Below are 13,307 nucleotides of genomic sequence, written 5' to 3' on the forward strand. Positions count from 1 at the left end.
ATGTCCCCGGGCGAAGCCTCGCTTCACCGTGTGGAACCGTTGGCCCACTCGTTGGCCAAATTCGGGCAGACGCCGCGAAAAGCGGCGCCTTATCCCCCGAACCCGATCAGGATTCCTTCTTTTTCAGCACCTGCCGGCCCTTGTACATGCCGGTCTTCAGGTCGAGGTGGTGCGGACGGCGCAGTTCGCCGGAATCCTTGTCCTCGGCATAGGTCGGCTTCTTCAGCGCGTCCGCCGAGCGGCGCATGCCACGCCGCGAGGGCGATGTTTTTCTTCTGGGAACGGCCATAACGGTCCTCTAGGGGTGTTGTCGGAGGCATCGTCCAAAACCGGACGGCCCAGCGCTGCGCGCGGCCTGCGATGCCGATAAGGCCGCGCTTATAGAGGATGGGATGGCGTAAAGCTAGGCCAGCTTGCGGTTAAAGGGGCCGAAAATTGGCTCAAAAAGCACGATTTTCGCTCCAGCAGCGCTGTATTGCGCCCGCCCGCGCCATATAGGTCCCGGCCAGACGGCGTACCCCGGGGCCGGGATTGCGGGCGCTGCGCCTGACAGGATTGGGCAGGATCGCCGCCAGCAAGGCGGCCTCGCGCGCCGAAAGCGTCGCGGCCGAGCGGCCGAACGCATACATCGACCCGGCCTCCGCCCCGAACTGCCCGGACGGGCCGAGCTCGGCGATGTTGAGGTAGATTTCCAGGACCCGCTGCTTGGGCAGCATGAGATCGATCCACATCGCCAGCGGCAGTTCCAGCGCCTTGCGGACCACGCTGCGGCCCGGCCACAGGAACAGATTCTTGGCCACCTGCTGGGTGATGGTCGAGCCTCCGCGGGCGGGCTCACCGTCCTCGGCATCGTCGATCGCATCCTGCAACGCGCCCCAATCGACCCCGCGATGGCTGCAGAATTTGGCGTCTTCGGAGCCCACCACCGATCGCGGCAGGTAGGGCGACATCGCGTTGAAATCGACCCATTGCCGGGACACCGGCGCGCCCTTGAGCCAGCGCCAGACCATCAGCGCCGACACCGGATGGCCGGTTCGGTAGAACGGCGTCACCAGATAAGGCAGCAACAGCACCGCGAGCAGGATCAGCAGCAAAATTCGGACAATGCGCAAATTGGATGCTTCCGGTTCAGCCCAGGCCGGCCCGGGGCCGGTGAACAGGCCCCACCCACGTGACATCTCCATGATATTTCGGGAGTTTTCCAGCGCTTTTGTGACGGACGTCATGGAATTGACGAAGCCTTTGCCATCAACGATTGTCCGGGCCAAATTTGATCTGGAGCTATTCTTAATGACGACCGCCACCGCCGATTTTGCCAAACGCCTGGACCAGACCGCGGACGATACCGAAGCGCTGCTGGCAAAGCTGCTCTCCGACACGCTCTTGCCGGACGAGATCGCACGTCCGAAGCGGCTGATGGACGCCATGCGCTATTCCAGCCTCAACGGTGGAAAGCGACTGCGCCCTTTTCTGGTGGTCGAAAGCTCGGCCGTGTTCGGTGTTCCGCGCGAGGCCGCCCTTTTGGTCGGCGCGGCACTGGAATGCATCCATTGCTATTCCCTGATCCATGACGACCTGCCGGCGATGGACAACAGCGACCTGCGCCGCGGCCGGCCCACCCTGCACAAGAATACCGACGACGCCACCGCGATCCTCGCCGGCGACGGACTGTTGACACTGGCGTTCGACATCGTCACCCGTGACGAGATCCATAAGGACGCCACCGTGCGCCTATTGCTGACGCGGGCGCTGGCGCGCGCCTCCGGCATCGGCGGCATGGTCGGCGGCCAGATCCTGGACCTCGCGGGCGAGGGGCGGTTCGGCGACCGCGAACCGGTCGACGTGGCACGGGTGCAGCAGATGAAGACCGGCGCGCTGTTGCGTTATGGCTGCATCGCAGGTGCGATCCTCGGCCAATCCTCGCAGAAGGAATACCAGGCGCTCGACGATTACGGCCGCGCGCTTGGCGAGGCCTTCCAGATCGCCGACGATCTGCTCGACGTCGAGGGCGACGCCGCGGCGCTCGGCAAGCAGACCGGGCAGGATGCGGCGCTCGGCAAGACCACCTTCGTCACCCAGCTCGGTATTGACGGCGCCAAGCAGCGCGTGCGCGATCTGCTGGCGCGCGCCGATTCAGCACTTTCGATCTTCGGGGCGAAGGGCGACGTATTGCGGGCAGCCGCACGGTTCGTCGCGGAGCGCAAGAACTAGGGCAGTAAAGGCAGCGGATGAGCAAGGAATTCGAAGAGCACCTTGTTCGGTTCCGCAATCTGCCGCTGCCGGTTCGCGTGGTTTACGGGAGGCCACGCACTTTCATCGCGCTCGCGGTTGGCGTCATCGCGTTCCTGTTGCTGCCCGGCACGCTGCGGCTGCCGACGCGGCTTGTCGTCGGCTGGGACGTATTCACCGCACTGTACCTCGTGCTCGCCTATATCATGATGCTGCGCTGTGACGTCGCCCACATAAGGCGCAGTGCGGTGTTGCAGGACGACGGGCGTTTCCTGTTGCTGCTGTTGACCGCGCTCGGCGCCTTTGCGAGCCTCGCCGCCATCGTGATCGAGCTCGGCGCTTCGAAGGGCAACCCGGCCGGGCTGATCCTGGCCACGGTGACGATCGTGCTGTCATGGGCGACCGTTCACACCGCCTTCTCGCTGCACTACGCGCACGAGTTCTACCGCGCCGGCAAGCCCGGCGGCCTGCAATTTCCGAGCGGCGACACGCATGTCGAGGCCGATTACTGGGACTTCGTCTATTTCTCGTTCGTGATCGGCATGACCGCGCAGGTTTCCGACGTTGGCATCACCGACAGGGGCATCCGCCGCACCGCGACCGTGCACGGCATCATCTCGTTCGTCTTCAACACCGCGCTGATCGCGTTAATGGTCAATATTGCCGGGAGTGCGATCTGACTCCCTGTCGGCCCGGCCTTGGATCGGTCCACACAGTCAAGACAGAGATGAGCCCGGCCCCAGCGTGTTCGATAACACGCGGCTGTTGCTATGGGCACACTCCCGACATTATGGCCTGGTATGAGTTGCAACCCAGCGCACGTTCCTGGCCGGTAAGCGGCCGGCCTGTGGACGACAGCCCTGGACCAGTCGGTGTTTGAGAACGCCTGACGATAACTTGCTTGGGTTCCGGAACTTGCCTTGCTTCGGGAACGCGCCTTGCTTCCGGCCTGTCGCGCCTTGCCACCGGCTTTTTGGCGCGGCGCTTCTCGCATTCATTGTCGTCGTTGAGGAACGAGCCTTCGGCACAGGTGATCTTGGTGCAGCGTTCGCCATCGGCCCGGAAGCCGTGTTCGCAGACCAGCGGGCACACCCGTGATGATTTCAGCTTGATCGTATCGAGCGTATCGACGCTGGCGACCTTGGTGTCGAGCCTGGTTCCGGCATAGCGGTTGAACTGCGTCAGCGACCGCTGCGAGGCGCTGTTCCAGTTGCCATCGGCGCTGCCGGTCAGGCAGCCGACGCGGCGCAGTTCGTCCTGCACCGACTTGGTTACGTCGGCTTGCGGCGGCCCCGCGGCGAGCGCGGCAACGTTCACCGCCTTGTCAGCCGGAGCTGGAGCGGACGCATTGTCGGCGGCGGCGCTTTCGGCGGTGGCGCGCTTCTGTTCGGCCGCGGCCGCCTGGTCCTGCGCCACCTGCTTGGCCTTTTCAGCCGCGATGCGCGCCTGCTCGGCGGCTTTGGCTTCCGCTTCGGCTTTTACCTGCTGCGACTTCTGGGCGCCCTCGGCGGCGAGCCGCGCCCGCTCCTGCTCGGCCAGCCGCGCTTTTTCAGTCGCGGCGACGCGCGTTTCCTCGGCGGCGATCTTGTCGAGCTGAAGCTTGGCAAGGCTGGCGTAGAAGCCATCGGGATATTGCGCGAGGAAGGCGTTGAGCGCGCTCTTGTTGCCGATCTGCAGGGCGAGTTCGTAATCGCGGCGGGCTTCGGCCTGCGCGCTGGGGGCGGGTGCCGCAGGGGCCGCCGCCGGGCGAGGCGCCGGCACCAGCGGCACGTCTTCACCGCCGAGCGACCCATACACAAAGGGTTCCTGTCGATTGTTGGTGGTCTTGAGCACCTCATCGCGGACAAAACCGAACGCGCGGCGCACGTCGAGCCCCGGCTTCGTCAGATGGTGCGACAGCGCCGCCGTGAACGGGCTGTTCTTGCCGTCACCGTCGGCCGCGGTGGACCCGGCCTTGGCCGAATAGGCGATCAGGACGTTCGGGCTGGTCGGTTCGACCTTGGCCAGGCCCTGCCCGATCGCGCGCGAAGCGACCGTGCGCTTCATGGTCCGGGCGAACGGATTGTCGCGGCAGGCGTCGAGAATCACCAGGCGGAGTTTTTTGGCCGGCTCGATCGCGATCAGGATGCGGTCGAGCGAGAGGCCCTCGTCATAGATGTCGGTGTCGCGTTCCAGCCGCGCATCGACCGGGATCAGGTAGTTCCCGCCATCCACCTCGATGCCGTGGCCGGCGTAATAGACCACCGCGATATCGGCATCGCGGGCACGATCGGCGAAATCGCGCAGCGCGCGACGGGTCTCGGCCGCCGGCAAGTCGCGGCGGGAATCGACGACGTCGAAGCCGGCGTCCTTTAGCGTCGACGCGATCTTGGCACTGTCGTTAACCGGATTGGCCAGCGGCGCGACATTCTGGTAGTTGGAATTGCCGAGCACCAGCGCCACGCGCTTTTCGGCAAAGGCCGGCTCGCTCACCAGCAGGAAGGCGGCGGCTGCAAGCGCCCATTGGCGCAATTTTAGCGATCCTGACATCATCATGACTCCTCCGGAGCCTTGTACCTTTTTACCACACCGACCTGCCTACCAGAAGCCACAGCCCGGCTTTGTGAGTTAAGTCACGATCCACGCTGACGTGAATTGTGCCCTCGCTATATCCTTAGTCGGGCCAGCGGCCCGTCGGTTCGGCCATGGCCGGTCCCCTTTTCCGCCGGGTTCCCGTCCAGATATAAACCTCCGGCGACGAGCATCTATTCCCGGAGCAGCGTGAGCCGCTCAACGCGGCACGACATGCTCCCGGTATTGCGGCAGGTCATCCGTGATCGCGAACCACGATGCCTTGGAGCCGACAAAGATGTGAGCGGTCGGTCGGATCGAGGGATCGTCGACCAGCGTGCCCATGGCGACATGGACGAAAGCGCCTTCACGCACCACCGAATAGAGCAGCGAGCCGCATTTCCGGCAATGCGCGTCGTGGCCGGCCTCGTCGCCATAGATCATGAGATCGTCCTCGCCCTTGGTGACGCTGAATTTGTCGCGCGCGATGCCGGCGAACGGCTTGAACGCCGCACCGGTGGCGCGCCGACAATTCGAGCAATGGCAGTTCAAGGCGTAGCCGAATTCGTCAGCCACGGCGTAGCTGACCGCACGGCAATAGCATTCTCCGGCAAGAATGCGAGCATTCGATCTTGTTGAACCCGCCACCTGCAACTCCTCGCAACCGTGATGAGGTCAGCCTAGCGCAATGAAGCGGTTCGTGGCTTAATTCAGTTCGAACAAATTTTCTTTTCGCCGGGAGGAACCGCCGTGAGTCACGACCGATCGACCGTCGAAGCCGTGGTGAAGAACTATTTCGATGGCCTGTATGAGGGCGATGCCGACAAGCTCGGCGCGATCTTTGACCCCACCGCCGATTTGCGTTGGCTGGAGAAGGGCGAGTTGCAGGTGCTGACCGTACCGGACTGGCTCGATCGCGTGCGCAAGCGCCCTTCAGCCAAGGCTGAAGGCAAGCCGCGCGAGGATTTCATCGTCACGATCGACCGCTCCGACGATCAGACCGCCTTCATCAAGGTACGCTGCCAATTGCCGCCGCGCTATTTCACCGATTATCTGGTGGCGATGAAACTGCGCGACGGCTGGAAGATCGTCTCGAAATCCTACCGCTACGATTTGCGCGAGTAATATCCATTCAGGCTTGCGCCCCCGCCGGCGCAGCCTCCGTGCCGCCGCTGCGGCCAAGGTTGCCCCGGATCACGCGCATCACGACGGCCGGTTGCAGCAGCCGCGTCGGCGGCGCCTCCAGATTGGCGACTTCGAGAAAGGCGGTCGCCAGCCTTGCATCGTAACGCGCGGCCATGTGCAGCTTGCCGATATACCAGTTGATGAAGCGCACCTTCGCCGGGCGCGGCCCCTCGACCTTCGGATGCCGCAGGTCGTTGCCGACGGCAATGTCCCAGGGCGTATCGATCACGGCCGCGGCGCGGGCGAAGAAGCGCCGCGCCAGATCGGCCGCGCCGGCATCAAGGCATTCGCGCAACAGCATCGCTTCCTGCGCCGCCACTGTCATGCCTTGGCCGTAGACCGGATTAAAGCTGCACAAGGCGTCGCCGAACACCAGATAGGCTTTTGGAAATTCCGCCAGCCGCTCGTAACGCCGCCTCAAGTTCGCCGGATAGCGATAGCGGACGAAATCGCCGAGCGGCTCGGCATGGGCCACGATGTCGTAGATGTCTGATGTCGGCAATGATCCGGCATAGGCGGCGAACAACTGGTCGTCGTCGGGGGCATGGTCGCCGAAATAGCCGCCAATCGATACGATCCAGCGGTCCTCGGCCTGGTACAGGACCACGCCGTTGCGCCAGTTCGGCCCGCTGCCAGCGACTACGACCGCAAGCTTGCCGCCGAGATCGGTCGGGCGGCGGCGATAGAGGCGCGTGGTGTAGCCGATTCCGATCTCGATCCGCTCTTCTTCCGGCTTGGCGAAACCGAAGCTCTCGAGCCAGGCCGGGCTCGACGAGCCGCGGCCGGACGCATCGACCACGAGATCGGCGGTGATGCTGTGCTCGGCGCCGCTGCCAATTCTGGCGCGCACGCCCTTGATCGTCGCCCTGCCATCGTCGGCGATCAGCTCCTGCACGGCGCAATTCTCGATCACGCGCACATTCGGCAACGCCATCAGGCGGCGGCGCACGTGACCTTCCAGCACCGGACGGGCGGCCAGCAAGCCGACCAGATCGCTCGGTGCCGATTTGATCGTGACACCATGGCCGATCCAGTTCACGTCGCCGGCAATGTCGCCCCTGACACCGCCGCTGGCGACGACCTCATCGGTCCAGCCCGGGAAGAAATTCTCGATGACGTTTCGGCCCCGCGCCAGCAGGCCATGCGCATGCCGCCCCTGCGGCACGCCCTTGCGCGGAATATCCGACTGTGGAAACGCATCGCGCTCCAGCACCGTGACGACGGCGTAGAAATCCGACAGCGCACGCGCGGCCAGCAAACCACCCATGCTGGCGCCAATCACAATGGCATGCTGACCAATATGTTTCATCGCAATACTCCCGCTCTCTTTCGCCTGCAGCCCACAGGGTCTTCGCTGGTACGCGCGAATGATCGGGCGGGTTGTGATGCTGACGTCACAAATTTGTCAGGGACGGCCTGAAACCGCGTCGCCCGTCATCCGTGAGCACGCGCGCTTGCGCATTGACCTCGCGGTTTTTCCCTGCGAATGGGGGCGATCATGGAGGCCAGGTTTCAGATCTTTTTGATCCTGCTCGCCGTGCTGGCAGGGACCGCGCTGCTGGCGCGCCGAATCAATATCGCGCCGGCCATCCTGCTGCTGCTCGCCGGCATCGCGCTTGCCTTCGTGCCGGGCATGCCGGCGGTGGAATTGCCGCCTGAACTGGTGCTGCTTGTGGTACTGCCGCCGCTGATTTATTCGGCCAGCGTCGCCATGAGCTGGCGCGAGTTCAAATCCAACCTCCGCCCGATCATCCTGCTATCGGTCGGCTGCGTGATCTTCACCGCCTTTGCGGTTGCCGCGGCAACGCATTACCTGATCGGCCTGCCCTGGGGCACAGGCTTTCTGCTCGGAGCCATCGTCGCGCCGCCGGACGTGGTGGCGCCGCTGGCGATTGCCCGCAAGCTCGGCATGCCGCGCCGCATCCTCGTCGTGCTCGAGGGCGAGGGGCTCGCCAACGACGCCACCGCGCTGATCCTCTACCGGTTCGCGGTGGCAGCCATTTCGACCGGATTGTTCTCATTGCCGAAGGCGACAGGCGCGTTCGCGGCGATCGTCGTCTGCGAGATCCTGTTCGGCGTGGCGGTGGGCTGGCTATCCCTGCGCGCCCGGCACCGCGCGCGGGATCCGCAGGTCGAGATCACGCTGTCGCTGATTACCCCCTATCTCGCCTACTGGATTCCCGAACATCTCGGCGGCTCCGGCGTGATCGCGACGGTCGCTTGCGGCCTCTACATCAGCTGGAACGGGCCGCTCTTCATCTCGTCCGCGACCCGGCTGCAGGGCATTTTCTTCTGGGACCTCGTCATTTTTCTGGTCGAGGGCCTGCTGTTCCTGCTGACCGGATTCCAGATGCGGCTTTTGTTCGAGAAATCGAAGGCGTTTCCGCTGCAGGACATCCTGCTCACCACCGCGCTGGTTGCTGTCATCGTCATCGTCGCGCGCTTTGCCTGGGTCTATCCCGCAACCTATCTGCCGCGGCTGCTCAGCAGGCGAACGCGCGACCGCGATCCGTCGCCCTCCTGGCAGGCCGTGTTCGTGGTCGCCTTCACCGGGGTACGCGGCGCGGTGTCGCTGGCTGCGGCGCTGGCGCTGCCGTTCGCGCTGCCGGGCGGCGAGGCCTTTCCCCACCGCGACATGATCCTGTTCGTGGCCTTCGGTGTCATCTTCATCACGCTGGTGGGACTGGGGCTGGGATTGCCGCCGGTGGCGCGATGGCTCGGCGTCACCAGGGACGGCCGCACCGAACATCTGGCGGAGCATGAAGCCGAGATCGCGGCGCGCCGCGAGGCGCTCGATGCGGCGCTCAAATCGCTCGACGCCATCACCGACGACCGCGAACTTTCCGACGAAGTCGTCAAGCTGCTGCGCGCGCGGCACGAGGTCCGCAGCAACCAGCTCCCCGACGTGCTCGATCCCGACGCCCACGATGTCTCGGCGGCCGGCACCGCCCTGACGCGCGAGCTGATCGCAGCCGAACGGAAATTCATCCACGCCCTGCTGCGCGACGGCAGGATCACCGACGAAACCAGGCGGCGGATCGAGCGCGACCTCGATCTGGAGGAAGCGAGTCTCAGCAACCGGGAGTATCGAAAGATCCCGCTATAAAGGTCGTCATTGCCTGCGACAAACGCGAAGCATTTGCGCAAGGGAGCGAGGCGACGAAGCAATCCATCCTTTGTTTCGTCGCCCGTGAGATGGATTGCTTCGCGGAGCCTGTCATCGGGCGGGCACGACCCGTTGGCTCGCAATGACGATGGTTGGAGTTCAGCCTACTCCGCCGCCGCGCTCCTGCCGGGACGACCGACATAGCCGGCCGCGTCGCCGAACCGCTCGATCATGACCGCGGCGAGGTCCTTGGCCTTGCTGGTGACGCAGGCGCCGGAGCGCACCGCATAGCGATCCTGGTGCTTGACGTGCGGCGGCGCCTCGCCCTTCTGCAGCGCGCGGGCGGCATCCATCACCAGCTTGCGGAAATGCAGGATGCCGAGATCGGTCGGGCCGAGATGTTCGCGGGTGCGGTCGGCGATCGGTCCCTGGCTGTCCTGCACGGCGGCGTCCTGTTCGGACACGCCCTTGATGCCGGTGTAGCTATGGGTCTTCTGCAGCTTGCGATCGATCAGATAATCGTTCGACTTGTTACGCAGCGGAACATAATTCTCGTCGACCACGGCCATCACGCCGTTGCCGCGGGCGTAGCCGTCGCGCTCGGCCTGTGTCAGCGGGCGTTCCGGATTCCAGGCATAGGTGAAGATCCAGCAATTGGTATCCGTCACTGGAACAAAGCTCTGGCCGAAAATATTCTCACCCGGCATCGAACTCGGCGCATAGGCGTGAACCGGCATCAAAAACTGGGCGATGCGCCAGTAGATGTTGTCGGAGCCAGTCAACCGGCCGCCCGCGACAGTCAGGCCGGCCTCGTGCGGATTGATCCTGATCACCGGGCGCGGGTCTTCGGCGATCCATCGCATGTGATCGGTCGCGACCCGCGTCAACGGATTCACAAAGTGCTTCTTGATGTCGAGGATCTCGTTCTCTTCCTTCTCGAAGGAGAGATGCGCGAAGGTGAAATGCGCGGTGTCGATCGAGCCTTCCAGCGCCTGCACCCAGTTGCAGTCCTGCCATTTCTTCGAGACATAACGGTGCGAGGCCGGCACCAGCGCCATTTCCAGATCAGGCAGTTCGGGCATCTCCTCGGCCGGGCCCATATAGGCCCAGATCATGTCGCCCCATTCGCGCACCGGATAGGACTTGATGCGGATCAGGTCTTTTGCGTTGAGGTCGGGATAGGAGGTCGGCATGTCGACGCAGCGCCCGTCGGTATCGAACTTCCAGCCGTGATAGACGCAGCGGATGCCGCATTCCTCGTTGCGCCCAAGCCAGAGATTGGCGCCACGGTGCGGGCAATATTGATCGATGACGCCGACGACGCCGCGGCTGTCGCGGAAGGCGAGCAACTCCTCACCCATGACGACGATCTTCTTCGGTGGACCGTCGGCTTCCGGCAATTCCTCTGACAGCAGCACGGGGATCCAGAACCGGCGCAGCAACTCGCCCATGCCTGTTCCCGGTCCACTCTCGGTGAGGAATTTGTTGTCTTCTGCGCGGAGCATGGGGGGCCTCCGGGTTCTTGTTTTGCTTTTCCCGGAGATTGGCGCAGACGCGACTAGGCGTCAACGTGTCTTGCGGGGCCGCGACGCGCGGCCCCACTTGTCTTTGGTCCAGCGGGTAGCGCCGTCACGCCGCTGCGTTCAGCCCGACCTTCGGTTGCTCGCCCGAGACGATCCGGCCAAGCGCCAGCAGGACCTTGGAGGTGAAATCTTCATTTAGAACGCGCGTGCTGTCACAGAAGGCCTGCAGCACGGTTACGAACTCGACCTTGTTTTGCAAAAGCTGCGCGTCGTCGGTCGCAAGCATTTTATGCGCGGCCGCATAAAGCTTGCTTTTCTGTTCCTCCCAGATTCTCGACTTCCTGTCGATCTCGCCAGTCGGCAGATCACCCAGGATTTGAAGAATGCTTTCGGGCTCGTTCAAGCCGGCGTCCTGGCTGTACCACAGCAGGTAATCCAGTTGCTGGATCATCTCGGCAATTTTTCCACGCAGACCTGGCTGCAATGTCGCATTGAAGCTATTCGGCGAAAATTCGCTCGTCTTGCCTTCAAGGAACATGAAGCGATACTGCAGCCCGATGGAAATCGCCTTCAGCAGCATCGTTGTGGTCGGATCACCGTAATCCTTGTATCTGATCTCGACGATGTAGATGTGAAATTCGCGTACGCCGCTGTAATAGATGACGCTTCGCGCGACGAACATTCTGAACGCACGGTCCTTTTCCTGCGAGGTGACGACCTGCCGGTTGTCCCGGAAATCGCCGCGCATGGCAGCCGACACCAGCATTTGAATGGTGGAAGTCCAGCAGCGGGCGATGTCTTCCTCTCCGATATTCTCGGCGAACTGGGACCAGGGAACTGGCCCCCCTTGCGGCGTCTGAAATCCGAACGAATCGAACCGCCCGAAGAATTCGACGGTTGCATCAGACAAGGCGTCCACATGGCCGGGACGGCCCGCCGCGAGGCTGGTGCGAACGACGATCTTGCGTTCAGGAAAATTCTCCTGATAGACGCGCTTCTGCAACTCAAGATGAATGACGTTAAGGAGGCGCGCGGAGGACTCGAGCAATTGTGCATTGAAAGCCTCGAGCTCTTCCTCGGAAAGCTGGATCGAGTGATTGATGATGCCCTGGATGCGCTTGAACAGCTTGAATATCGGAGTTTTCTTCATGGCGATGTTGGTCCCGCCTGCCGGGCTCGCCGGATTTTTCAGGGCGGCCGGGTCCACGACCATCGGTTCGAACGGTGCATTGATCTGCAGCGCCTGAATGTCGGACATGGTCTCCGGCGTTTTGGTGAAAACGGCGATCGGAATCATGATCCGGTCCTGGGTCGGGAAATGCTCCATCTTCGGCGAATGCGAAATCGAGGCATCGAAATAGCCGACTTCGAAGCCGGTGAACGAATGGCTCACTTTTTGTTTGCCGGTGGCAACGACCAGCAGAATGTCGGTGTCGTCAAGATCGGCCTTCAGCCGCTCACGCCAGTTCGAGCCAAGCGAGAATTCGACGTCAATGGTCAGCTTGAGAATGGTGGGATTGAAAGCGCGCCGCAGCTCTTCAGCGATCGCGGTGGCGAGATCCCGATCCTCGGAAGAATAACTGATGAATACGTGGAGCCGTTCTTCTGCCATTTCGCACCCCCGAAAAATATCGCTTTGGGTTGGATCGATAGACACCTCTTGCAACGGATGGTTGCGTATGGGGCGAGCCTAACCGGCGCGCGCCACCGGCAAATGTAACGCAGTTCACAGAGGAGAATTTTATGTGGCGAAGAGGGGCCGGGATCACGAGATGGCGACGCTAGGCCGCACGCGGCGCGCCATCTTCACACCGGCCTTTCCCCTTTCACGGTGACGCGCGTGCCTGATCTTGTGTGCGGCCAATAATCCCACATCGCGCGGTGTTGGGCGCAGCGGTTGTCCCAGAACGCGATGGCGTGTTCGGTCCAGCGGAAGCGGCACTGGAACAGCGGGTTCTCCGCGTGCTGGTACAGATAGGCCAGCATGGCATCGCTCTCGTCGCGCGGGATGCCGATGATGAAGCGGGTGAAGCCGCGGTTGACGTAGAGCGCCTTCTTGCCCGTGACGGGGTGCGTGCGCACCACCGGGTGTTCGGCGCGCGGATATTCCGGGCGGTCGGCGACGCCATAATTGGCGTAGAGCCCGCGATAGGTCTGCTCGCCGTCATGCAGCGCGGTCAGCCCGTCGAGATAGGTCTTCATGCGGTCCGATAGCGCCTCGTAGGCGGCGTACATATTGGCGAACAGCGTGTCGCCGCCGCGCGGCGGGCATCGCCTGATATAGAGGATCGAGCCCATCGGTGGCTCGACGTCGCAGGAGACGTCGGTGTGCCAGCCCTCTCCATTGGCGCGCGGGGAATCCTTGTCGGCGTAGATCCTCATCAGCGCCGGGTCGCCCTCGTTGGGCGCAGCCGGATGCACATGCAATTCGCCAAACTTGCGCCCGAACGCGAGGTGCTGCTGCGGGGTGATGTGCTGGTCGCGAAAGAAAATCACGAGATTTTCGGCGAGCGCGCGATGGATTTCATCCATTTGGCGATTGGAGCGCGTGTCGTCCGATACGAGCTTGCCGATGTCGACGCCTGATATCTCCGCGCCGATGATCGGCGTGAGTTTTTCGACAGCAATGGTCTCGTAAGGTTCGGCTTCAGCGGCGAGGTGGCGATAACGCGGTCCCTGTTTGCCGGACAGCGAAGACATGGGCGTTCTCCCAA

General features: G+C 63.2%; 12 protein-coding genes. 4 read left to right on the forward strand and 8 right to left on the reverse strand.

Annotated elements, in window-relative coordinates; all coding sequences use genetic code 11:
• Positions 1 to 106: 106 nt before the first annotated feature.
• Together rpmF and mtgA are read right to left on the reverse strand one after the other, a co-directional pair.
• Positions 107 to 289, reverse strand: coding sequence for a 50S ribosomal protein L32 (rpmF, locus tag JQ624_RS00770; protein ID WP_028347701.1), 183 nt, complete (start codon positions 287 to 289; stop codon positions 107 to 109).
• 151 nt (positions 290 to 440) lie between these two features.
• The gene (gene mtgA / locus JQ624_RS00775; protein ID WP_212417428.1) at positions 441 to 1,112 is read right to left on the reverse strand and encodes a monofunctional biosynthetic peptidoglycan transglycosylase; all 672 of its coding nucleotides are present in this window, start codon (positions 1,110 to 1,112) and stop codon (positions 441 to 443) included.
• A gap of 178 nt (positions 1,113 to 1,290) precedes the next feature.
• Between mtgA and JQ624_RS00780 the strand changes: the two genes are divergently transcribed.
• Both JQ624_RS00780 and JQ624_RS00785 read left to right on the forward strand, forming a co-directional pair.
• The gene (locus tag JQ624_RS00780) at positions 1,291 to 2,211 is read left to right on the forward strand and encodes a polyprenyl synthetase family protein (protein WP_212416927.1); all 921 of its coding nucleotides are present in this window, start codon (positions 1,291 to 1,293) and stop codon (positions 2,209 to 2,211) included.
• Positions 2,212 to 2,228: 17 nt separating this feature from the next.
• Positions 2,229 to 2,909: a DUF1345 domain-containing protein gene (locus tag JQ624_RS00785; protein ID WP_212416928.1), complete on the forward strand. Its 681-nt coding sequence runs from the start codon at positions 2,229 to 2,231 to the stop codon at positions 2,907 to 2,909.
• An 88-nt stretch (positions 2,910 to 2,997) separates the two neighbouring features.
• Here JQ624_RS00785 and JQ624_RS00790 read toward each other — a convergent pair whose 3' ends face one another.
• A complete protein-coding gene (locus tag JQ624_RS00790) occupies positions 2,998 to 4,758 on the reverse strand; it encodes a caspase family protein (RefSeq protein WP_212417429.1) in 1,761 nt (586 codons plus the stop codon).
• 240 nt (positions 4,759 to 4,998) lie between these two features.
• Positions 4,999 to 5,427, reverse strand: coding sequence for a GFA family protein (locus JQ624_RS00795; RefSeq protein ID WP_212416929.1), 429 nt, complete (start codon positions 5,425 to 5,427; stop codon positions 4,999 to 5,001).
• Positions 5,428 to 5,529: 102 nt separating this feature from the next.
• Between JQ624_RS00795 and JQ624_RS00800 the strand changes: the two genes are divergently transcribed.
• Positions 5,530 to 5,904, forward strand: a complete 375-nt coding sequence (locus JQ624_RS00800) for a nuclear transport factor 2 family protein (protein ID WP_108512509.1) — start codon at positions 5,530 to 5,532, stop codon at positions 5,902 to 5,904.
• 7 nt (positions 5,905 to 5,911) lie between these two features.
• Here the strand turns inward: JQ624_RS00800 and JQ624_RS00805 are convergent, their stop codons facing one another.
• Complete coding sequence (locus JQ624_RS00805) at positions 5,912 to 7,273, reverse strand: NAD(P)/FAD-dependent oxidoreductase (RefSeq protein WP_212416930.1); 1,362 nt, start codon at positions 7,271 to 7,273, stop codon at positions 5,912 to 5,914.
• A 189-nt stretch (positions 7,274 to 7,462) separates the two neighbouring features.
• Between JQ624_RS00805 and JQ624_RS00810 the strand changes: the two genes are divergently transcribed.
• On the forward strand, positions 7,463 to 9,070 hold the full coding sequence (locus tag JQ624_RS00810) for a Na+/H+ antiporter (RefSeq protein ID WP_212416931.1): 1,608 nt from the start codon (positions 7,463 to 7,465) through the stop codon (positions 9,068 to 9,070).
• 164 nt (positions 9,071 to 9,234) lie between these two features.
• Here JQ624_RS00810 and JQ624_RS00815 read toward each other — a convergent pair whose 3' ends face one another.
• The 3 genes from JQ624_RS00815 to JQ624_RS00825 form a co-directional block, all read right to left on the reverse strand.
• A complete protein-coding gene (locus tag JQ624_RS00815) occupies positions 9,235 to 10,575 on the reverse strand; it encodes a Rieske 2Fe-2S domain-containing protein (protein WP_212416932.1) in 1,341 nt (446 codons plus the stop codon).
• A gap of 124 nt (positions 10,576 to 10,699) precedes the next feature.
• Positions 10,700 to 12,205 (reverse strand): toll/interleukin-1 receptor domain-containing protein, encoded by a 1,506-nt coding sequence (locus tag JQ624_RS00820; RefSeq protein ID WP_212416933.1) that lies wholly within the window; start codon positions 12,203 to 12,205, stop codon positions 10,700 to 10,702.
• A gap of 194 nt (positions 12,206 to 12,399) precedes the next feature.
• Positions 12,400 to 13,293 carry a TauD/TfdA family dioxygenase gene (locus tag JQ624_RS00825; RefSeq protein ID WP_212416934.1) on the reverse strand — a complete coding sequence of 298 codons (894 nt, stop codon included), beginning with the start codon at positions 13,291 to 13,293 and terminating at the stop codon, positions 12,400 to 12,402.
• Between the last annotated feature and the right edge of the window lie 14 nt (positions 13,294 to 13,307).

The sequence above is a fragment of the Bradyrhizobium sp. AUGA SZCCT0283 genome, from assembly GCF_018130385.1.
Classification (GTDB): Bacteria; Pseudomonadota; Alphaproteobacteria; order Rhizobiales; family Xanthobacteraceae; genus Bradyrhizobium.